Raw genomic sequence first — 22,565 nt, 5'->3', positions numbered from 1 at the left:
TATAAATGAGCATCCCTACCTTTTTACCGGCTACGCGCACCATGTAGTGCGAGTTGCCTTGGAAAATCAAAAATGCCGTAAAGAGTTGAAAAAGTCCAGCCAAAAGGAACAATATACCGTATAACGTCTGTGTGCTCATCGTATTTTATATAATATTCACAAATTTATTGATTTTTTTCAGCGAAAGGAATGGAAAAGGCACTTTTAACGCTTTTATGGCAAAAAATAGCACAAAAATGGGGCAAGTAATCAATACTTGCCCCGGCCCATCGTGTACCATTCATGGGTGCTATGAAAAGCGAACTTGTAGATCGTCGATAACCAACACACCTCCCTTTACCCCGCTTTGCTGGAGGCTAAGCACGAAACTTAATCGCTCTGCCGTACTATGCACGGCATGTTGGAAGCTAATATGCTGCCAATGACTACTCGCAGCGGCAAAATATGTACCCTGTAACAACCCGTTTTCATACACGGAAAGCTTCAATTCCGGGTCCTTCTTCGCATACACCCCGGGCAAAAGCGACGTGTCGTAGGCTACCTCTAACTGTTTACTGCCGGCCGGTATGGGTAATTCGTGGCTCGACAAGCAACTTTGTGCCAATGCGCCTTCGTTGAATTGACAGCTACCTTTGCTTTTCAGGGTGAAGTGGTGATTATGCAGCACGGGTTGGGCCGTAATACAAGCCCTTTTAATCCACGGCACATAGGCCAGGAAGTAATATGGCCCTGTTTCATCGAAGCTAGCCTGGTAGGTAGTTTGGGATGGCACTGGTTTGCTGTTTTGGGGAGCCTCTAGCCAGCAGAACTGTACATTCAGCCCGTCTAGTACACTACCACCCCCAAACCGGGTAAAATCGAAACTGATAACGACCTCCTCACCAGGATTCTCGCTGTGTTGTAGTAATACGGTTAAGTGATGCGTGATTTTAGCCAAAGAAATGGGTTCACTAAAGATCAGCCCTTGGCTCGACTTGATCGTTGTAATAATGTCATTGTGCGCGTTTAAAATTTTACATGAAAAAGAATGCCCGCTATAGCTGGGCGTAAACATGCTAAAACAACAGAAGCCTCTAGGCACGGTTGCATGGGGTAAGAAACTATACCCAATCTCATACTTTATCAAGGACATAAGAGGAGATTTAAATATTGGCAAGACCTGTAAAAAATTCTCGTGAGCAATAACTAATATACAGTGCTTGCCTGCATTGTCCATGCAGGAGTGATTGGGGGAATTGGGGGGAGTTTGGACTAGATTATTATTTCATTACATTCTATTATGCCTATTTCGTTTTGTTTAATGGTTGCGAAAATTTTGTTCTTTTTTGATGAAAGCGATGTTTTACTTTCTCTTGCATTCTTACTAATTACCCCATTCACCTCCTCAACGAGATCAAAAATATCAAGACCAGTATTTTTAAGTTGTTCAACAGTAGCTACAATTTGGATAATGGCCTTTTTTCTAAGTTTACCCCTATTCCCTGTTGCGCCATTTTTCAACTCAATAAAATATACTAGGTTGTTTGTTACAAGGATAAAATCACACTTCTTATGTTTATTGTTGATGAAGTAATGATCGACTTTGATGATGGCAAAAACTTTCCCTACGGGATTCTTAATAGCAAAACTGCCCATTCTTTTTTCATGGGTTACTCTTACTCCTTTATTGCCGCCCTGGTCATACACATACAACTCTGTTGCCGTGTAATTTCTATAAGCGTGTTTCCTTCTCCCAATTACTGGATCGAGGTGTAAGCAAATCTTTCGTGCTATCGTTCGAATATTCTCCACCATTGTCGTATTAGATTTATGATTTTATCGAATTCAGTATCAAGTTTTACCGACGCTTCGTCAATTATATTTTCAGCGATTAAATGGGTTGCTGGATCGATAATTGAATATGATTTCCCTTCCTTTACTTCAAAAGCTTTCAGTTTCACCGTTGGTGAAAACATGGGTACAATAGCCTTTACAGCATCGAGGATATTGTAAACATCCCTGATTGATTTACCAGCTTTCAACGTACTGTTTTCTACTTGCCTAGTATCTAGTTCCTTTGATGCTAACAGTATATTAGTAATAGCAGAAAGAATAAGTGGGTTATTAGTAGTATAAACATGTATACAATCATCGGCCATAATACTGTCGTATCCTAATGCCGCAAATAACTCTTTTAGCAATGCATACTGCGTTACAGGAAAATAATGTAGTTCAGGTTGCTCAACTATAATTGAACGATGCTTATGAGGTATGGCGGGAAGTAATATTGCCAACGTATTACGAATATGTGTACTCGCCGAAGAAAGATGTACAGCCTTATTATTAGAGTATAAAACTTGCTTAGCAGTTTTATTATGGACGTACTTCAATTTCTTTTGCAGAAAACTTAAATCATATTCCTGCACAGGCGAGTTATGAAATGTTTCCAAGTAAGCATTCAAGTATGGTGGAATCTCTGGCTTAATCGTAGCTGGATTCAGCATCATAAGTGTTGCGCGCTCTGCTGGAATATAAACGGGCGTTTGTGTTAACGTCTCTTGTTCAAATGTTTTTAAGAAAGGAATAATAGTATCTAAGTGGTCACTATAGGTATAAACAGTTTCCATCAACTCAGCCGACATACTTATACTAGGTAGAATAATTTCCTGTATTCGTCGATAAGCATTACGATGTGTCTTGAAAATAGATTTTAATGTCGCATTTAGCTCAGTAAGATGCTCACTTTTATTAGCATTCAACCTTTCCAATTGATGAATAACTTCTAAAAGCTTACGCCTATATTCAACCTGTCCTGGTTTAAATCTTATATAATAGATACTTGATTCAAATATGATGATGGTATCTTTTCTTAAACCCGTTTTAATATTATAGTCTTCAAGTGCTTGTATGAATTTTTGATCATTTGTCTGTATAATTTCTAATTCATGTTCTTGCTCAAATACATTTTTCGTCATTTTAACTATCGCCAATATTTTGGCAATTGTACTGTTATCATCCTCTTTATCCCCAATCAATACATTCACATTTCCTAAATGCAAGTCAACTGAATGAATGGATCCAAAATTTTTTATAACTAATTTTGCTTCCATGCCTATAAGATTTTGTCATCAAAATCAATTATCGACAAGAAGGAATAATATACAGAATATGGCTGTAGCTTAGCTTTTACGCTTAATACAGCCATTTTTTCCGCATTAAGAATGCTATCTCCACTCTTACTTATATGCCTAGTTTTTGGTATGCCATTTTTACTAATCATTGTATCCACATTTGCGCCTTAAAAACAAGTAAAATAACCGCAAATATTTATTGAAATAGTAAATTGATTACGATACAATCAAATCAATTCTTAAGTAAGCATATTGATATTTTTATTCGCATTAATTTCTTTTGAAATACAGTATGGTAGAGAGATTTATGAAAATTATGAGGTAGGGTATAATTTTTTATATTAAGCGAACACCCATAAAAAAAACCGCGATGCAGGTATCCCACATCGCGGTTATTTATCTGTAAACTAATATCTACCTAGTTCGATTTCGTCCATACCGTTGTTCTACCAAACATCGATACGCCTACAAACCCCCGTATTTCCAAGGTATTGCCTTTATACTTGATCTTACTACTGTACGTTTTACCACTCTTGGGATCATATATCTTACCATCTTCCCATACCCCGTCGTCATATACAAAGTTCGTTAAGATCACTAAGCCTAGTATATCCCGGTTACGCAATGAAGCGTCATTATTCTTCTTGTCTTTCCGCGGGGTTTTACCATCATCCTCAAACTGGTGCTTAATCCATACCAATTTGCCGAAATACTGGTTGTTTTGCTTGTATATCTCAATTTTCGCGTCTTTCTCTTCATTCAACCAATGTCCCAAAATAGCATCTGGTTGTTGCGCAAACATCTTTACAGGGATGAAAAGAAATAGGCTAAGTGCCATTAATATGTTTTTCATGCGAAATGGGTTTGGTGTACTATCCAAATATCGGGAAAATTACAACGTAAAACGGCTTTCCCTGGATTTTAAGAAAGCTATAACAGGCTAATAATGAGGATGCACACGCTGCACATACACCATCCTAAACAAGAATATTTTCAATGCCAATAACACTATCAGCACATACGCATTATTATACGGCGTAATCTCATGTACCAATATCACCACCCGCGGGTCTGCCGAAGCATACCGGATATTATCTATAACAAAGCTCGATATAATCCCTAAAAAGAAGATCACCACGTCTACCACCCATGAAAAGGCATATACCTTAAACGATACTTTCGGCACCGGCTGGAATACCCTAAATGCCATGTATGCCGATACCAACGTAAAGCCCAAATACACGTATTTCATATGACGCATATGCACGTCGATATTCTCGCGGATACTATACGCATGCGAGGTAAGGTTACGCAAACAAAAGTTAATAATGTCGTAGCTGAAATACGCCAATGCAAAGAAGAGCAACACGGCATACACGAGAATAATGCCTATTCTTTTATACACATTCTGCATACCAAGGGTTTTTCTAGGTGAACAATGCTATAATTGAATATAAGCTTTCTTCAGCAGAATGAAAAATCCCGTCCCTATGAATAGAAACGGGATGCCAAGTTTTGATTGTTGTTGTATGGTATCAAGAGAAAAAAACTACAAGTTGCCTCTCAATTCTTGCTCGCGCTCGATCGACTCGAACAAGGCTTTGAAGTTACCTTTACCAAAAGATTTCGCACCTTTTCTTTGGATAATTTCAAAGAACACGGTCGGGCGATCTTGGATAGGTTTCGTGAAAATTTGTAATAAATACCCTTCATCATCACGGTCTACTAAAATGCCCAATTCTTGTAAAGGCTTAATTTCTTCATCAATCGTACCTACTCTTTCCAATAATGTTTCGTAGTAAGATGATGGCACTTTCAAGAATTCAACACCGCGTGCTTGCAAGGTAGATACGGTATGGATAATATCGTTCGTTGCGATTGCCACGTGCTGTACACCCGGGCCACCGTAGAATTCTAAGTATTCTTCAATTTGTGATTTCTTTTTACCTTCTGCCGGCTCGTTAATCGGGAATTTAACACGACCATTACCGTTACTCATTACCTTGCTCATTAATGCCGAATACTCGGTAGAAATATCGCTATCATCGAAGCTGATAAGGTTACGGAAGCCCATGGTTTGTTCGTAGAAGTCAACCCAAGTATTCATTTCGTTCCAACCTACGTTACCTACGCAATGGTCAACATACAACAAACCTGTGTCGGCCGGTTGATATTCGGGGTTCCATGGTTTATAGCCTGGTAAGAAAGCTCCTGTGTAGTTTGTACGCTCGATGAAGATGTGCACCGTATCGCCATATGTATGGATACCACTTTTCACTACTTCACCAAACTCGTCTTTCTCTACAGTGGGTGCTAAATAAGGTTTTGCACCACGTTTCGTCGTTTCTTCAAATGCTTTGCGTGCATCATCTACCCACAATGCCAATACCTTTACACCATCGCCATGCTTCGCAATATGCTCAGCGATTTCGTTGTTCGGTTGTAGAGGTGTTGTTAATACGAAACGAATTTTACCTTGTACCAACACATACGACGCTCTATCACGCATGCCCGTTTCTGGACCCGCATAAGCGATGGATTGGAAACCAAAGGCTGTTTTATAATAGTGCGCGGCTTGTTTTGCATTGCCAACGTAAAACTCTACATAATCTGTTCCGTTCAGTGGTAAAAAGTCTTCACCTACTGCTGCGGCCGGGTTTGCTACTGCTGAATTCATCATGGTTGTTTAAATTTTGTTGTAATAGGTTGTTGTTGATTTTATGATACAATTTGCAACGCGCCGAGCTTCTTATTGATATAATCAATCTCACCGGGTGCTAATGTTAATTGCGCTGCTCTTGCGTTTTGTATTGCTTGATCTGCGTTGCGTGCTCCTGCTAATGCCACGGTTATGCCCGGGTGATCTATCGTCCAACGCAATACTAATTGTGCTAAGGTGGCGTTTTTGCTTTCCGCCATCGGCTTTATCTCTGCTAAGAATGCATTGATACGCTCGATGTTTTCCGGCTTGTAGTATTTCGTAGTAGGACGGTGATCGCCTGCTGCGAATTGATGCGTAGGTTTTATTTTACCTGTTAACACACCCCGTTGCAGCGGGCTGTACGCTAATATGCTTTTCCTGTTTTCGATACAGAATGGTTTTACTTCGGTATCAATACCGCGCTCCACCATGCTAAAGGGCACTTGGTTACTCACGATATTCATAACGTCGTTCGCCTTTTTCATGTCTGCTACGTTGTAATTACACACGCCTGCCTCACGGATTTTACCTTGCTCCTTTAAGCGCAACACCGCCTCAAATGTTTCCTCGATGGGTGTGGTATTATCCGGCCAGTGGATTTGGTAAAGGTCGATGTAGTCGGTTCGTAAGCGTTTCAGCGAATTTTCACATTCCGCGATGATGCTTTCTTTACCGGCGTACTTGTAAATTTTGATGTCCTTACCATGGTTGTCTTGCGAATCAAAGGCGAATTGACCTTTCGTACCTTCCCAAGTCATGCCGAATTTTGTGAGTATCTGTACTTTATCACGCGAAACGCTCTGTATGGCTTCGCCAACAATAGATTCACTATGTCCTTGCCCATAAATAGGCGCTGTATCGATCGATGTAACGCCTTCTGCTAACGACGCATGTATGGCTGCAATGGCATCATTGTGTTCTGCGCCACCCCACATCCATCCGCCAATAGCCCATGCACCAAAGGTGATGGCCGATACTTTTACATCGCTTGTTCCTAAGTTCCTGTATTCCATTTGCGTAAAGTTTTAATAATAACGTACGTGAAATCTATAATTGGCAAACGGCTATTCGGCCCAACTCATCGTGTAATTTGTATCCTCGATTTCGAGGGCTTCTTTTGTTATTTGAAGTGGATGGAAGGTATCTACCATCACGGCTAATTCTTTTGTTTCTTTCGCTCCAATGCTCTTCTCTACAGCGCCTGGATGCGGCCCATGTGGAATACCGCCCGGGTGAAGGGTAATCATTCCCCTGGTTACATGTTTCCTACTCATAAAATCACCATCTACATAATACAATAGCTCGTCGCTATCAATATTACTGTGGTTATACGGTGCAGGAATGGCTTGTGGATGGTAGTCGTACATTCTCGGCACAAACGAGCATACCACGAAGTTGTTGCCTTCGAATGTTTGGTGCACCGGTGGCGGTTGGTGAACGCGCCCTGTAATAGGCTCGAAATCGTGGATAGAGAAAGCATGCGGGTATTCGCAACCGTCCCACCCTACTACATCGAATGGATGATGACCGTAATGAATAGGATACATGTTTCCTTTCTTCTTGATCTTAATAAGGAAATCACCCTTTTCATCGATGGTTTGAAGGTTTTGAGGCTGACGAATATCGCGTTCGCAGAACGGGGCATGTTCTAATAATTGCCCGTAATGACTTAAATATCTCTTTGGAAAACGTAATGGGCTAAACGATTCAACAATAAATAAGCGGTTGTTTTCGGTGTTGAAAGAGATTTGATAGATAGTACCCCTTGGCACTACTAAGTAATCGCCATAACCAAACGCCAATTCGCCGTATTGTGTATGCAAAACGCCGGTACCCTCGTGCACGAAAATCATTTCATCGGCATCCGCATTCTTGTAGAAATAGTCTTTCATGCTTTGTTGTGGGGCAGCTAATACTACATGTACATCGCTATTCACAAGCACCGGCACACGACTTTCCAAGTAATCTGCTTTCGGTTTCACGTTAAAACCTTGGAAACTACGGTGCGATAACATTTTCTCTTCCGCCACATTCGGCGCCACGCTGTATGGTGTATCCACTTTTACGATTTCGGTTGGTGGATGACAATGGTACAATAGCGAATAGTGAGAAGAGAAACCTTCCGTGGAAAATAGTTGCTCGGAGTATAAACCGCCATCGGCCTTACGAAACTGCGTATGGCGCTTATGCGGAATCACTCCCATTTTGTGGTAATGTGGCATAATGGGTATAATTGAATGAACAATCTTTGCCTCGCGGCAAACGACCAATTAATTCGTCAGTAAATAATAAACAGGAAAAAGGGTATACCAGTTTAAGGCATTAACCGGTATTTGCATTATATAATAGCGGAATCCATGGCTAAAGTGGCCATTAGGAAGTAATAGTTGAGTTGTTGCGTATTATGTAGTTGGTGTAACTGCATGAATTAAAATGCAATAATGCTGCTCCTAAAATAGGAAATATTACCATACAAATGATAGCAGCGATGAAATATTTGTTAAGCGGCATCGTATGACAATCACAAGGAAAACATGAAAAAAGTACCAGTTTAATTATGTGTAATGTCATGTAATTGTAATGAATAACGGTAGTTGTATTGACAACTAATTTCATTTTATTTACTCGTTACGGGGTAATAGATCCTTATTGGTATTGACTATTGTCATTTAGTTAGATATTATTCAATGAAAATGTGGAATCTTAAAATATTATTAAATGAAAAATAGCGCTATGAAATTGCAAATAACTTTCTAATCTTTGTAACACGAAAGTCATAATAACAAAGTGCAAATACTTCATTCACATATGAACCATTCTTCTCGCCGCCGCCAGGTAGCGATCAGCACTTTGCATATCTCCACTAGTGGCTCCATTATTACGGCTACGATTATTACAACCCCAAGCCGGGGTTAAATTTCACATATCGTCACTCGACCAAAATAAATTGGTTCCCAAGCTTAGGGAGAGCCGTGTATCCACATATATCGATAAATCTTATTTCATGCAAGTTTTAAAATTCGGAGGTACTTCATGCGGAAGTGCCAAGGCCATAGAACAAGTTTGCCAAATTGTACAATCCTACCAGAAGAAAGGGAAAATGATCATCGTCGTGTCTGCTATGAGTGGGATTACCGATAAACTCATTGCCTGCGGGAAACTTGCCGGGCAAGGTAATGATGCGTACAAACAACAACTACAAGAAATCGAACATAAACATTTCGAGGCCATTCGCCAATTGTTCCCCATCACTATCCAAAGCGGCCTCATCAGCCAAGTAAAAAAACAACTTAATAACTTGGAAAACCTATGCGACGGTATCTTCCAAGTTGGCGAACTCTCCCGCCGCTCACTCGATAAAATCATGAGCTACGGCGAATTACTTTCCTCTTGGATGATCGCAGAGAAGATGAAACAAGTAGGCCTTCACGCTGCTTGGAAAGATAGCCGCGAGTTAATCGTTACCGATAACAATTTCGGTAATGCCCAAGTAGATTTCGAATCCACTAACGATCATATCACCGCCTATTTCCAACACGCACCCGAAGAATATTTCGTTTGCCCAGGCTTTATTGCTCAATCTTTCCAACAAGAAACCACTACCCTCGGTAGAGGTGGCTCCGACTACTCCGCCGCTATTATGGCCGCCGCTGTAGATGCCAATGTATTGGAAATCTGGACCGACGTAAGCGGTATGATGACCGCCGACCCGCGCATCGTGTCGCAAGCTATTCCCATCCCCCATATCTCCTACGAAGAAGCGATGGAACTATCCCACTTTGGCGCCAAAGTAATTTACCCGCCTACTATTCAACCAGTGATGGACCGCCGTATTCCTATCTGGATTAAAAACACGTTTGCGCCAAACGACTATGGTACTTTGATTAAAGACAACGGCGAAAAAACATACCCCGTTACCGGTATTTCCGGCATCCAAAATATTGCCTTGCTCACGCTCGAAGGTAGCGGCATGGTGGGTATTCCTGGCTTCTCTAAACGCCTGTTCGAATCCCTTCACCGCGAAAAAGTGAACGTGATTTTAATTACGCAAAGTTCTTCCGAACACTCTATCACCGTAGGTATCCACGAAACTGATATGCTAAAAGCAAAAGCAGTGGTAGATTCAACGTTCGCACAAGAAATCCATGATAAAAAAATTGAACCGCTCATCGTTGAGAAGGATTTAAGCATCGTTGCTGTAGTGGGCGATAACATGAAAAATCACCACAACATGAGTGGCCGCCTATTCGGTGCATTAGGTCGTAACGCGATCAATATCCGCGCCATCGCCCAAGGTTCTACCGAAAAGAACATCTCTACTGTTATCAGTAAACATGATGTAAAGAAAGCGCTGAACGTAATACATGAAGCCTTCTTCTCTGCTCCTACCAAGCAAGTAAACTTGTTTGTTGTGGGTGTAGGGAACGTAGGTGGTAAACTCTTGGAACAACTCGATCAACAAAAAGCCTTCTTGCAAAATGAACTCGGCTTAAATATCCGCGTGATGGCTGTTGCCAATAGCAAAAACATGGTGTTCAGCGAAAATGGTTTGCCGCTCGATAACTGGCAACCTGCTTTACAAAGCGGTGAAGAAATGAGTATGCAAGCTTTTGCAGAAAAAATCATTTCACAAAACTTACGTAACAGCGTGTTCGTAGATAACACTGCCAGCGCCGCTGTTGCCAGTACTTATGCTTTGTTCTTGCAAAATGGTATCTCCGTAGTAACCTGCAACAAAATTGCCTGCGCATCGGAATATGCTTCCTATAAATCATTGAAAGAACTCGCCCGTAAATACAATGCTTCCTTTATGTTCGAAACAAACGTAGGGGCAGGTTTACCGGTGATCAATACCCTCAACGATATGATCCGTAGCGGCGATAAAATCCATTCAATCGAAGCTGTTTTATCAGGTAGTTTGAACTTCGTGTTTAATCATTTCGTAGAAGGACAATCGTTCCGTAGCGTAGTACAAGCCGCACAAGATGAAGGGTATACCGAACCAGATCCAAGGATCGACCTTAGCGGTACCGATGTTATGCGCAAGATATTAATCCTTGCCCGCGAAAGTGGTACTGTTATGGAAATTGAAGACATCACGAATAACGGCTTCTTGCCGGATGAAGCATTGAACGCACCTTCCGTAGCAGAATTCTATAACCAATTAGATGTACATGCCGAGCACTTTAACAACCTCCGCAGGGCTGCCGATGCAGAAGGCAAGAAACTAAAATTCGTTGCCAGTTTCAAAGATGGTAAAGCCGCTGTAGGATTACAAAGTGTAGGTCCTGATCATCCTTTCTACCAACTGGAAGGAAAAGACAATATTGTACTCTATAAAAGCAATCGCTATGCCGCCCAACCCTTGATTGTAAAAGGAGCCGGTGCGGGCGCAGATGTAACGGCATCGGGTATTTTCGCAGATATCATAAAAACAGCTAGCCTTTAATAGGCCATCAACAATTATCACACTAACGTATACGACATTATATGAAAAGCATCAAGGTATTTGCCCCCGCTACTGTTGCCAATGTAGCTTGTGGATTTGACGTAATAGGTTTGGCCCTCGACAACCCCGGCGATGAAATAGAAATGAGCCTTAGCGATACCCCCGGTATTAAAATACTCGGTATCAATGGCGCCGATCTACCACTAGAACCTTCTAAAAATGTATGCGGCGTTGCCTTACAAGCGCTGATGCAGAAATATGAAGACAAGAATGTTGGGTTCGAAATGACGATCACAAAGAACATTCAACCCGGTAGTGGTATTGGTTCTAGTGCCGCTAGCGCCGCCGGTGCTGTAGTAGCCGCCAATATATTACTGGGCGAACCATTCGCTAAAGAGAAATTAGTACGCTTCGCGATGGAAGGTGAACGTTTAGCCAGTGGCTCTGCCCACGCCGATAACGTAGCCCCCGCCATTTTAGGAGGCTTTACCTTGGTGAGAAGTTATACGCCGGTTGATATTGTTGCTTTACCTACACCGCCTAACTTATGGGTAACAGTTATTCACCCGCAAATTGAAGTGAAAACATCCGATGCCCGCGAAATCTTGAAGCAAAAAGTATTGATGAAGGACGCGATTAAACAATGGGGCAACGTGGCTGCTTTAGTAGCCGGTTTATATAGGAATGATTACGCGCTGATTGGTCGTTCTTTAGAAGATGTAATTGTAGAACCTGTTCGTTCTATTCTCATCCCCGCCTTCCACGATTTGAAAATTAAATGTAAAGAAGCAGGTGCTTTAGGAGGCGGCATTTCTGGTTCTGGTCCTTCTGTGTTTATGCTCAGTACTTCGGAAGAAACAGCCCGCATTGTAGCGAATGTTATGCATGAAGTATATGCGCCTTTGGGTGTAGATTTTAAAGTACACGTGTCGCCGATTAACCAATCCGGCGTAAAAGTAATTTCACAATAAGCAACGATACAAATTAAGTTATGCAATACTATAGTTTAAATAATCCACAGCACCGCGTGTCTTTTAAGGAAGCCGTGGTAGCTGGTTTAGCACCCGACCGGGGTTTATACTTTCCTGTAAATATCCCTAAGCTCGACAAAGATTTTATTGAACGTTTGGAAGAATACGACCCGCTATATATTGGTAAAAAGGTGATGGAGCCTTTTATCGAACAAGAAATTCCTACACACGCCCTAGCACAAATCATTAGCGAAACCCTTTCCTTCCCGTTCCCCTTGCGCGAAGTAGAAGAGCATGTTTTTGCTTTGGAGTTGTACCACGGCCCTACACTCGCTTTCAAGGATGTAGGCGCCCGTTTTATGGCAGGCTGTTTGGGTTACTTTAGGAAAGGCGACGATCGTCCTGTTACCGTATTAGCGGCTACTTCTGGTGATACAGGCGCGGCTGTGGCACATGGTTTCTACAATGTGCCCGGCGTGCAAGTAGTTATCTTGTACCCCTCAGGCAAAGTAAGTACCCTGCAAGAAAAACAATTAACCACGCTAGGTGGCAATATCACCGCCTTGGAAGTACAAGGTACTTTCGATGATTGTCAACGTTTGGTGAAAACAGCGTTTAACGACGAAGATTTGAAGGAGGCTTGCTTACTAACATCTGCTAACTCTATTAACGTAGCAAGATGGTTACCACAAATGCTCTATTATTTCTTAGCATACCGTAAACTAAAACAGTGGCATAAAGACGTAGTATTTGCTGTACCCAGTGGTAACTTTGGTAATATTTGCGCTGGTATGATGGCCGCTCAAATGGGCTTACCAATCCATCATTTTATTGCAGCTACCAACGTGAACGATACCGTTCCACGTTTTATGCAGAACGGCGAATACGCACCGAACCCTGCCTTACCAACATTATCAAACGCGATGGACGTAGCCGATCCAAGTAACTTTGTGCGCATTTTACAAATCTTCGCACATAACGACCAGGCACTCCATGCACAATTATCTGCATACAGCTTTAACGACGAGCAAACGGTAGACGCCATTGAACGTGTATGTGCAGCGCATAATTACTTGCTCGATCCGCATGGAGCTGTAGGCTATTTAGGCTTGAAAAAATACCTCGCCGATCACAAAAAGCCGGTAGGCGTGTTTTTAGAAACAGCCCACCCGGTAAAGTTTGCCGACAATATGCCGGCAAGTGTGCAAGCGAAAATCGATACCCCGGCAAAAATCAAGCAACTGGCAAACCTAGAAAAGCAAGCCGTGCTGATGCCGAACGATTTCAATGTTTTTAAAAAGTGGCTAACGGGTCAATCCTATGCAGTATAGTGGGCAAACAAAAAATACTGCAAGCGGAGGCGTACTGTAACAGGTGCGCCTTTCTTTTTTATGAATTATTCCAAGCCTAAATATTCTCTAACATCTTTAATGATGGCTTGCTGGTGAGCCATAGCGGCGTCATCATTCCAATCACTTCCCCACTTTGTATAAATCTGATCGGATTTTAAAGAATCCAGAAATCCCTTTCTTTTTTTCTCTAAAAACCTTGCTTGTTTGAGCTTGTAAGATTGATCGCTATATTCAGAGTTAATGCTCCTAGTTACTAATACCAGGTTACCAAGATTATGTAACATCTCAACACAAACTTTATCGGCTGGATCTCTTGGATTTTGTGGACTAATATGTTCTATAGAATTCTTAGAAGTGATTCTATAGTCTTTCCAGTGCTCATAACCTTTAGTTTGTGCGTATTTTTTCCATAGGATATATTCTATCTTGTAAAACCAATAATGCGGAAAACGAGTACCTGATGCTTCAAGCAAGGTTGACGTTTCACACTTCTGGTGTTCAAATCCAGCTTGCATGAACTTCCATGTCCGTGTAATTAATGGGGCAAAATTCTTGGTACAAAACAACTGGTTATCTAATAACTCCAGCTCCTTAGGGGCGTCGAGATTTATTTTGTTTAATATTGAATACAAAAATGGCGTCAGCCAATACTGTGTGGTATTATCTTGGGTATGATACAATATAGATTGTAACATAATAAATTGCTTGTCGTTTTCAAAAATGTCTCTTTCAAGAGTCTTGGAATTTTTTACCAACCTTTTTATGATCAACTCTTCTGTGTTGTTGGCTGTCGGAACCCATTTTACAATATGCTGATCAAATGCTTCTCTTACTTTAAAAAGCAATTCAATAAACTTGGTACATTTCGCTTCTATAAATGCATCATCCCCTTTAAAGATTGAGAAAAAGTAGTTGTCAAAAACACGAACTAATTCCTTTTCGTTTATTTTTTCAATATCATCCTTGTTTTCATTTCTTAAGAATATTCTTAATGTATGCAACAGAAGTTGTGGGAATGTGAGAATACTTCTTCCACTTTGTAATTCATCCTGCTCGGCATTAGTCGTATTGTCCTCTGTTTTAAAAGCTGCTATTTTTTCTTCCTTTTCAATCTGTTCAGCGTTAATAATATCATGTATGCTTTTAGGGGAGCTAACTTCTGTGGGAGTATTTAAAAGTGCCTTAATTTTATTAATATTAAACGAAGAATCATAGTAGTCCGCAAGCGTTTTTGCTTCAATGTGCTCTTTTAATAGGTTGTCCAGGTAGTTGTTCATATCACTACAAACCTCCCAAATCTTCGCGTATGCCCATCTTTCTTGCGAATTTTTAATCTTATCTAATATTTGAGCTTTTAATAGGGCATCCTGCGATAATTGCTCGCCCCTATTATTCAATGCTTCAAATAACTTGTTTAAATCAGTTTTTTGAGGAACAATTGTAAGGCAAAACGCTAGGTTGTCAAAAATATATTTAGAAAATTCTTGCTTTTCTTCATTGTTTATGAAGCTGCTTGTTATCAATTCTTGCAATTTCATTCGTGCTTCATCAATTCTTTTGATTTCCCTATAATCTTTATCATCGTCATCAATAGCACTATTGATGTTACTTAGTTCATTTCTAAAGTATTTAGTAGCGATTGTTCGAATGGAAAATTGTATTCGTGGCCATTGATCTGTTTGGCTAAAAGCCTTTAGTGCGCCTTCCAGCTCCAATGCCAGTAACCATAAGGTTGTAAATCTTTGTTGTCCATCTACTAAATCGTACACCCCATCGTTATGTTTGTTTTTTACCAAGATAATACCTCCAATATAATAAGATGACTTCTTACCCGACTTGAATGCTTTGTAAAGATCATTGAACAATGTTCTAACATGGTCAATTTGCCATACATACAAACGTTGATATAATGGAATATTAAATCTATAGTGATTGGCAATTATATGTTGAAGGCTATATAAATGTGATGTTAATTGATCCATGCTAATCGATTTTCTAAGTTTACATCTTGTGTCTTCTTTCTATATTGGTCAAGTACCCTATCTATGTAATTGTTCTTTTTATGACGATTATCCTCTTTACTAGAACTCTCCTTATATTTCGTTCTTATATAGTTCTCTTCTTTTATGAATTCAAAAACCTCGTTCGGTAAATAAGCATGTGCTATAACATCTAGTAGATTGACTTTGGGGACTGTAAGACTCTTTCGAACTGCTTCTATTCTAACACTTTTTTCAAGTCGAAGGCCACCAATGAAATAATCAAAAAATTCAATGGCTCTATCTAGATGTGTTGAACCAAATGAGTCACAATACATCACTAAACAAAGCTCCATGAAATGCTTCAAATAGATCGACATGTCGGCATTATATACATTTTCGAAGTATGTAATTGTGTTAATAATAGACTTGTCTTGTATTTTATTTTTTGGTGTACTGAAAAGTAGTTTATGAATGGTGTGATAACGTTGTGTGTATTGAAAGAAATGAACTCCTTTATAAATTGGTTGCCTTATTTCCATTGGAGGAGCAGTTATGTCAATTGTTTTTTCACTTATGAGCATTTCAGTGTAAGAAATCTCGTTTTCATGCAAGTCGAATTTTACATAGTTTTTTGTTCCAAATAAGGGAAGCGTATTCTCACTTTGTTTTATTGTCTTCTTTTGAAAACACTCCAATATTAAATCCCTATTAGCCACTTTACAGGTGGTTGCCCCTTTCCATTGCCTTGCTGGGTATATAATTTCCTCAAAAAGATACGTTAAGGCCATCTTTTTTGCGTTTGAGTGGCCACTTAATGCAGCTTGTTCCCAAGTTGTTGCCAAACTCTTTTGTAATGCTTCAGATTCGACTTCTCTTAAATGATAGGCTTTAAGGAAATCATCGGCCGATAGTGATACGCCTCGGCTGTTTTGGGTGTCAAAGAATAAAAACGATTTATCCTTATCATAACTAATGATAAGCGTAAAGACGATTTTTTCAAGATAATCATCCAGCGCCTTAAGGAGATCAATATTGCTAGCAAGATAAGTGTAGTTTTTTTTGATGTGGTCTTTAGAAGTGTGATTACTATACATTATTTTCAATTTTGTACGACGTTCCAATAAGTAAGTAATCAAATTCAAAGTCGTCAAGCGTTGTTGCCCATCGATGATTTCATACTCGCTTTTAAGTTTATCTTTGTACAACAAAATACCACCCATATAGTATTCCTCCTCTTGGCGAGGGTTAGACTCTTTAAAAGCTTTCAAATCCTCCAATAGTGCATCCACTTTTGTTGTGTCCCATAAATAGGCTCTTTGGTACCCCGGTATGCTGATATGCGAATCCTTTTCAAGTAATTCGCCAAAGGTAATCCGACAAATTGTTACGTCTTCCATTACTAATAATTACGTGGTAGTTAGGTTTTCAAAAACTTTCAATATAACCAATTCTCCACCACAATTTTCCATCCCCCACAATAAAATATCCACAAAATCATTTAGGTTTGAGTAATGAAACGAACGAGCCTTATCTTAGCACTATCCTATTTCGCAACAACGGCCTTGATGGTTAGTTGTAACGATGCTCCAAAAACCGCATCCACACTACAAACCGCCGATACCGTTCTTCAATCGGCTACCATCAAACCTATCACCGATTCCATTATTAATTTCCCCCAAAAGCACGACCTCTACTTCAAACGCGCCTTGCTTCTTTTCAACGACGAACCACATTTAGCACTGCAAGATTTTGAAAAAGCAGCTGCTCTCGAACCTAAAAACCCCGACTACCTAGCCGGTGCAGGTGAAGCCGCGCTCGTTACAGGAGAATACAAAAAGGCCGTGCAACACTTCTCTACCGCTTTGCAATTAATGCCGAACTACGGCTATCTACAATACAAACTAGCGATCAGCTTAATTGAAAACAAAGAATTAGAACGTGCCGATAGCGTTGCCCGTATCTTACAACGTGATACCAAAGTAGCCGATAAAGGCTTCTATTTACAAGCCCGCATCGCCGAAGAGAAGAAAGATACCGCCACTGCTATGAAGCTCTTAGCTGCCGGTATTAACCATGCCGGTATTCACGCCGATTACGATGCTATCATGGAAATGGGCGATCTCCTAAGCGATCGCAATTCCCCCGAAGCCATTCAATACTACCAATTAGCTTTTCAACAAGATACGACCGACACGGGCGCGCTACATGCCATCGCCGAATTCCACCTGCAAAGGAAGGAAATGAAGGATGCCATGAATATGTACGAAAGAGCGATTTTAGTAGACCCTACAGATGCAAAAGCCTATCTGAAAATCGGCGACATCTACATGGATCAAAAGAACCCAGCGAAAGCTGTTACGCCATACAGCCTCGCCATTAAAGGTGAACCTAGCAATGCCGAAGCGTACTATAAACGCGGCCTCGCATACGAAGCTTTACATAAAAACGACCTCGCCAAGGCCGATTTCGAGAAAGCAACGATCTTCAAGAAAAACCACGAAGATGCTGTTACCGCCTTAAAACGCTTGGCGAAATAAAGAAGCAAAAAGATTTTAGTAGGTTTGTAATGTTCGTATTACGATCTATTCATGTTTAAAACCTTGAGCAATTTGGAAAAGAAAGAAGTCATTGTTGCACCTTCCCTGCTAGCAGCTAATTTTTTACAGCTACAGCACGATATCGATATGGTCAATAATAGCGAAGCAGCTTGGCTGCATTTGGATGTGATGGATGGTCGTTTTGTACCGAATATTAGCTACGGGATGCCTATCATCGCGCAAGTGTCGCAAGCATGTACCAAGGTCGCCGATGTACATTTGATGATCGAACAACCAGATCTCTATATCGCCGATTTCAAAAAGGCAGGGGCACAAGTCATTACCGTGCACCAAGAGGCTTGTACACACTTACACCGTACTATACAATTAATTCACTCGCTGGATATGAAAGCGGGCGTTGCCTTAAATCCAGCTACGCCTGTACATACACTCGAAGATATTATTGCCGATATCGACCTTGTATTAATTATGAGTGTAAACCCCGGTTTCGGAGGACAAAAGTTCATTCAACATACCATTAAAAAAATCATGCAAGCACGCGAACTGATCGACCGTACCGGTTCTAGGGCATTGATTGAAGTAGATGGTGGTATCAACTTAGAGAATGCACATGCAATTGTGCAAGCAGGGGCCGATGTGCTGGTAGCGGGTAGTACGGTATTTGCTTCAAGCAATCCCGTGCAAACAATTGCCCAGTTAAAACAAGCAGGGAAATAAACTACTGCCCTATTTGTAAAATGATTTCGTTCGTAAGCGGTTTGGTTAAATAACCATTTACATAATCATATACATCCACTCGTTCTTTATCTTTCTCATCTATACTGGAAGTCAACACGTATATCTTCACCAATTTATTCAATAACGGGCGGATATGCGTGAATGCTTCTAGGAATTCCCAACCATCCATAATAGGCATATTCAGGTCGAGTAAAATAATATCGGGCAACGCGCTTTCGTTGTGGAGGTTCGCTTTGAAGTGATCCAATACTTCTTGTGCATCTGAATACTTGGCTACGTGGCAGGCTACATTCAACCGGTTGAGCATTATCTCGGTGATTTGCTGGTGAATGGGATCATCATCTACAATAAAGATTGTGTTCAACGGTTTCATACTGTCTTATTCTGGCCTAAAAGTAATAATAAATTTTGTACCTACATTGGGCGTACTCTCAACTTTAATCTGCCCGCCCATGGCTTCTACCTGGCTTTTCGTGATAAATAAACCAATGCCTTTTGCATCTTTATTCTTATGAAAAGTTTTTCTAAAGCCGAAAATCTTATGACCAAAGCGCTCCAAATCAATACCTATTCCATTATCCTCAGCCGATAAGTATACATTACCATCTAGCGTCCATGTTCTCAAATGTAAGCTAGGTCTACGGTTCGGGGAACGGTATTTGATGGCGTTCGTCAACAGGTTCTGTAAAATACTGTCTAAATATATACGGGGATAATCAATACTAGGGGCTGATGAAAAATCATACGTCAACATGATGTTGCTCGTTTCAATATCCACCAACAATATATCTTTGATCTTTTGTAAACGATCTACAAACTGCAAATTCTCGCGTTCAACGTTCAAGTCCTTCCTAATTTGCACCACTTCTAACAAGTCATTCAAGGTTTCGTCGATGTTACGGATTACATCGTCTAACATACCCACATACATACCGCGTTCCTCTTGCGAATCAGTTTCCTTGTAAATCTGCATAAGCGCTTTCAAGTTGGCAATCGGTGCACGCAAGTTATGCGAGGTAATGTGCGCGAAATCTTCTAGTTGTTTATTCTGGTTAACGAGGTACTTGTTTAAGTTCGATAATTGATCGTTCGCCTTCCGCAATTCGCGTTGCAGCTTTTTACTGTAAGTAATGTTGCGGGTGAAGATGGAAATATTCCCATTCTGCATAGGTGCCAATAAGAACTCGTACCACTTATCTAACTCTGGTAAATAGTTGAAGAACGATACCGGCTTCTGCCCCGTAATACACTCCTTCACACGTGCATGGAAAGTAGTACCCACCAACCATGGGAATACATCGAAGATGTTTTTCCCCACCACGGTTTCCGTATCCAACATTTCCCCTGCTTTCTTATTCATGAAGTTCACCGTGCCATCTTGGTCCATTAAGGCATAGCCCATATCGATGGTATCGAAGAACAAGCGCATTAACTCGGCATTCTGCGTTAACTCGTACCGCATTTGGAATTGCTCGGTGATGTCTTGCAACACGCCATGTATACGAACTATTTCACCGTTTTTATATTCAGGTTGACCAATAGAACGTACCACCACGAGGTTACCATGGGCCGTTACAATTTCTACTTGCACGTCGTAAGGAATTCCTTTTTCCATGCAATCCTTCGCCGCTTTTTCTATGATGCTGCGCGATTCCGGGGTGTAGAAATCGAGGGCGCCTTCCAGCGTTATGTCGTGCTGGTGGTACAATTCGTGTATGTGATAGGTTTGGGTCGACCAGCGTAATTTCTGTGTTTTAGCATCTAATTCCCAGCCCCCTATTTTACCAATGGCACCGGTTTGTAGTAAGAAATCTTGGTTCTTCTCATTCTCAAGTGCTTGGTTTTTCTCAACCGTAATATCGTTTACGAGGGTAACAATGAGTTGATCTTTATCAACCGGGTCTTCCACCGGGAAGAGTGTTAAATCGAGGAACAATGTTTTCTGTGCGCGCTTCCAAGAGGGTTCATTCGTGAAATCCAACTTCTTCTCCACGCGCAACATTTTACCTTGTTGCAATACCTGCATAAACAACTTATCCAATTCGAATAGCTTCGCAAATGGATGGTCGATCATGTTATATTTATGCTCGCTCTCCCCTTCTTGCAACCCAAGGAAAGCCCTTTGCGTTTGGTTAATACGGCGCGCATTACCAAAATTATCGAACTGCATGTAGCCAATAGGCAAGTTCTCAACAATGGTATGCAGCAAACGCTCACTCTTCTCTAAACTTAATTCGGCAAGTTTTTTCTCCGTGATTTCGCTGAGGATGAGGAAGAGGAAGCTGATGTTATTTTGTTGATCGATCACGGGGAAACCTGTTACCTCGTAGTAGGTAGGCTGTATACGGGTTACACCATGATCGGGATGTTCTGTATATTTAAGTAGAATTTCTTTCTTGATAGGGCCACGTGAATCCTTTACTTCTTGTAATAGTTCGCGTAAGCCATTCCGGTAATTCAACGGGTCGTTGAACAAATTGTAAGGCTCGCCAATTACAGCAGGGTGACCCGGACCTAAAATATCACGCAAAGCGGAATTCATGTCTACGCTAAACCCTTCTGGCGTTAGTTGTTGCAGTCCCACCGGTAAGTTTTCGAGGATGCTGCGGAAGAAGCGTTCGTTTTCTTGGGCGGCTATCTCTTTTTCCTTGCGGGATGAAATATCGAACCCAATCAGCAAATACCCTGTAATACCTTGTATGGCATGTTCAATAGGGTAAATAGCCGCATCAATCCAAAGCGATTTCCCCGTTGGAGAAGCGCAGTTCACCTCGGCACGCCAAGTTTGACCGCTTTTCAAAGTGTTCACCAATTCATTGGCACAGCTCACCACTTCCCCTTGAATATTATTAATCACATTCGCTAACGACTGCCCCACGAAAGCATGAGCGGGCAGTTCCATGGCATTGCAGAAGAAGTCGTTAACTTGCAAGAAGGACGTACTTTCATCTAACACAGCCACCATGGCACAAGTATCGATGGCTTGCTGAATGTGTTTCAGTTTGCTATTGGCTAGTAATAAATCGTTAACAAGACTGGTATTTTGCTGTGCTTGTTTTACAGTTAATAAAACCGCCTCTACTTGTTGTTGCTCGTTTTTGAGAGGAGCTAAGGTACATTGATAGAAAACTGTATTCCCCGAAAGCTCGTGTGCATGCAGCAAAATTGTATTCTTTTCACCGGCAATTGCCGTATCGATCGCGTTGTTGATGCGTTTAAGTGTATTGGATGACGGTATTTGAAGGTTGAACCCAGGCAATAGTTGTACCCCAAGGTACTTGTTTACCTCGTTTTGCAGGCTAGTATTACACTGCAAAATGCAATGACGCAAATCAATAATGGCGAGTGATTCTTGGAGTTCATCCAGCACCCGGCCCAGCAACGCTACAGTCATGAAACTTAATTCCGGATAAATACTTTAATCTAATTGTTGTTGGCTCCCAGTTGCTTTATAGGATCTGCACATCGACTCTCATAAATTGCAATTCCCGCAACAAAAAGGGTTAAAAGTAATATTAATATAACACAAAATACTACTATTAAACAATATATGCTAAACTGTTCTATAAATGGGGGCAGAAAGACTCTGTTCTACCTAACTAATTCAGTTTGAATAACTATTGTTGATAGCTGTTGTAACAATGAACCCACTTATAGATGTACCTAAATGTACGCTAGTAGAAAAGTAGTTTCCATGTAAATTC

The 22,565-nt window shown here is 40.9% G+C and carries 17 protein-coding genes; 5 read left to right on the top strand and 12 right to left on the bottom strand.

All coding sequences use genetic code 11. The features are described 5' to 3' along the window. Positions 1–289: 289 nt before the first annotated feature. From LX64_RS09845 to LX64_RS09810, 8 genes are all read right to left on the bottom strand, one after another. Positions 290–1,132, bottom strand: coding sequence for a hypothetical protein (locus tag LX64_RS09845; RefSeq protein WP_148707265.1), 843 nt, complete (start codon positions 1,130–1,132; stop codon positions 290–292). Positions 1,133–1,251: 119 nt separating this feature from the next. Next, positions 1,252–1,794: a hypothetical protein gene (locus LX64_RS09840; protein WP_111597464.1), complete on the bottom strand. Its 543-nt coding sequence runs from the start codon at positions 1,792–1,794 to the stop codon at positions 1,252–1,254. After that, positions 1,770–3,089: a hypothetical protein gene (locus LX64_RS09835; protein ID WP_111597463.1), complete on the bottom strand. Its 1,320-nt coding sequence runs from the start codon at positions 3,087–3,089 to the stop codon at positions 1,770–1,772. Before LX64_RS09835 ends, LX64_RS09840 begins: the two co-directional genes overlap by 25 nt. Positions 3,090–3,528: 439 nt before the next feature. Next, a complete protein-coding gene (locus LX64_RS09830; protein ID WP_111597462.1) occupies positions 3,529–3,963 on the bottom strand; it encodes a DUF2147 domain-containing protein in 435 nt (144 codons plus the stop codon). Positions 3,964–4,050: 87 nt separating this feature from the next. After that, the gene (locus LX64_RS09825; protein WP_111597461.1) at positions 4,051–4,524 is read right to left on the bottom strand and encodes a hypothetical protein; all 474 of its coding nucleotides are present in this window, start codon (positions 4,522–4,524) and stop codon (positions 4,051–4,053) included. 135 nt (positions 4,525–4,659) lie between these two features. Continuing rightward, entirely contained in the window at positions 4,660–5,790 is a 1,131-nt protein-coding gene (hppD, locus tag LX64_RS09820) for a 4-hydroxyphenylpyruvate dioxygenase (RefSeq protein ID WP_111597460.1), read from the bottom strand. Positions 5,791–5,828: 38 nt separating this feature from the next. Further along, complete coding sequence (locus LX64_RS09815; protein WP_111597459.1) at positions 5,829–6,824, bottom strand: aldo/keto reductase; 996 nt, start codon at positions 6,822–6,824, stop codon at positions 5,829–5,831. A gap of 51 nt (positions 6,825–6,875) precedes the next feature. Further along, positions 6,876–8,033, bottom strand: coding sequence for a homogentisate 1,2-dioxygenase (locus tag LX64_RS09810; RefSeq protein WP_111597458.1), 1,158 nt, complete (start codon positions 8,031–8,033; stop codon positions 6,876–6,878). 782 nt (positions 8,034–8,815) lie between these two features. On the opposite strand from LX64_RS09810, the gene thrA reads away from it, so the two are divergent. From thrA to thrC, 3 genes are read left to right on the top strand one after another with little or no spacing between them, the layout of a single operon-like run. Then, positions 8,816–11,260: a bifunctional aspartate kinase/homoserine dehydrogenase I gene (thrA, locus tag LX64_RS09805; RefSeq protein ID WP_111597622.1), complete on the top strand. Its 2,445-nt coding sequence runs from the start codon at positions 8,816–8,818 to the stop codon at positions 11,258–11,260. 41 nt (positions 11,261–11,301) lie between these two features. Next, positions 11,302–12,231, top strand: a complete 930-nt coding sequence (locus LX64_RS09800) for a homoserine kinase (protein ID WP_111597457.1) — start codon at positions 11,302–11,304, stop codon at positions 12,229–12,231. Positions 12,232–12,251: 20 nt separating this feature from the next. Further along, positions 12,252–13,562 (top strand): threonine synthase, encoded by a 1,311-nt coding sequence (gene thrC, locus LX64_RS09795; RefSeq protein ID WP_111597456.1) that lies wholly within the window; start codon positions 12,252–12,254, stop codon positions 13,560–13,562. 65 nt (positions 13,563–13,627) lie between these two features. On the opposite strand, the gene LX64_RS09790 is transcribed toward thrC, so the two are convergent. Together LX64_RS09790 and LX64_RS09785 are read right to left on the bottom strand one after the other, a co-directional pair. After that, entirely contained in the window at positions 13,628–15,565 is a 1,938-nt protein-coding gene (locus tag LX64_RS09790) for a DUF262 domain-containing protein (protein ID WP_111597455.1), read from the bottom strand. Next, the gene (locus LX64_RS09785; RefSeq protein ID WP_111597454.1) at positions 15,553–16,962 is read right to left on the bottom strand and encodes a DUF262 domain-containing protein; all 1,410 of its coding nucleotides are present in this window, start codon (positions 16,960–16,962) and stop codon (positions 15,553–15,555) included. Before LX64_RS09785 ends, LX64_RS09790 begins: the two co-directional genes overlap by 13 nt. A 114-nt stretch (positions 16,963–17,076) precedes the next feature. On the opposite strand from LX64_RS09785, the gene LX64_RS09780 reads away from it, so the two are divergent. After that, the gene (locus tag LX64_RS09780) at positions 17,077–18,102 is read left to right on the top strand and encodes a tetratricopeptide repeat protein (protein WP_111597453.1); all 1,026 of its coding nucleotides are present in this window, start codon (positions 17,077–17,079) and stop codon (positions 18,100–18,102) included. A 72-nt stretch (positions 18,103–18,174) separates the two neighbouring features. Then, positions 18,175–18,840: a ribulose-phosphate 3-epimerase gene (rpe, locus tag LX64_RS09775; RefSeq protein ID WP_245952607.1), complete on the top strand. Its 666-nt coding sequence runs from the start codon at positions 18,175–18,177 to the stop codon at positions 18,838–18,840. A 1-nt stretch (position 18,841) separates the two neighbouring features. Here the strand turns inward: rpe and LX64_RS09770 are convergent, their stop codons facing one another. Further along, positions 18,842–19,234: a response regulator gene (locus LX64_RS09770; protein WP_111597451.1), complete on the bottom strand. Its 393-nt coding sequence runs from the start codon at positions 19,232–19,234 to the stop codon at positions 18,842–18,844. 6 nt (positions 19,235–19,240) lie between these two features. Beyond that, a complete protein-coding gene (locus LX64_RS09765; RefSeq protein ID WP_111597450.1) occupies positions 19,241–22,255 on the bottom strand; it encodes a PAS domain S-box protein in 3,015 nt (1,004 codons plus the stop codon). Positions 22,256–22,565 lie beyond the last annotated feature (310 nt).

This window comes from Chitinophaga skermanii (assembly GCF_003259335.1).
Taxonomy (GTDB): Bacteria; Bacteroidota; Bacteroidia; order Chitinophagales; family Chitinophagaceae; genus Chitinophaga; species Chitinophaga skermanii.
The sequence above is the reverse complement of the archived record's forward strand: the minus strand, read 5'-3'. Positions and strand labels throughout refer to the sequence as shown.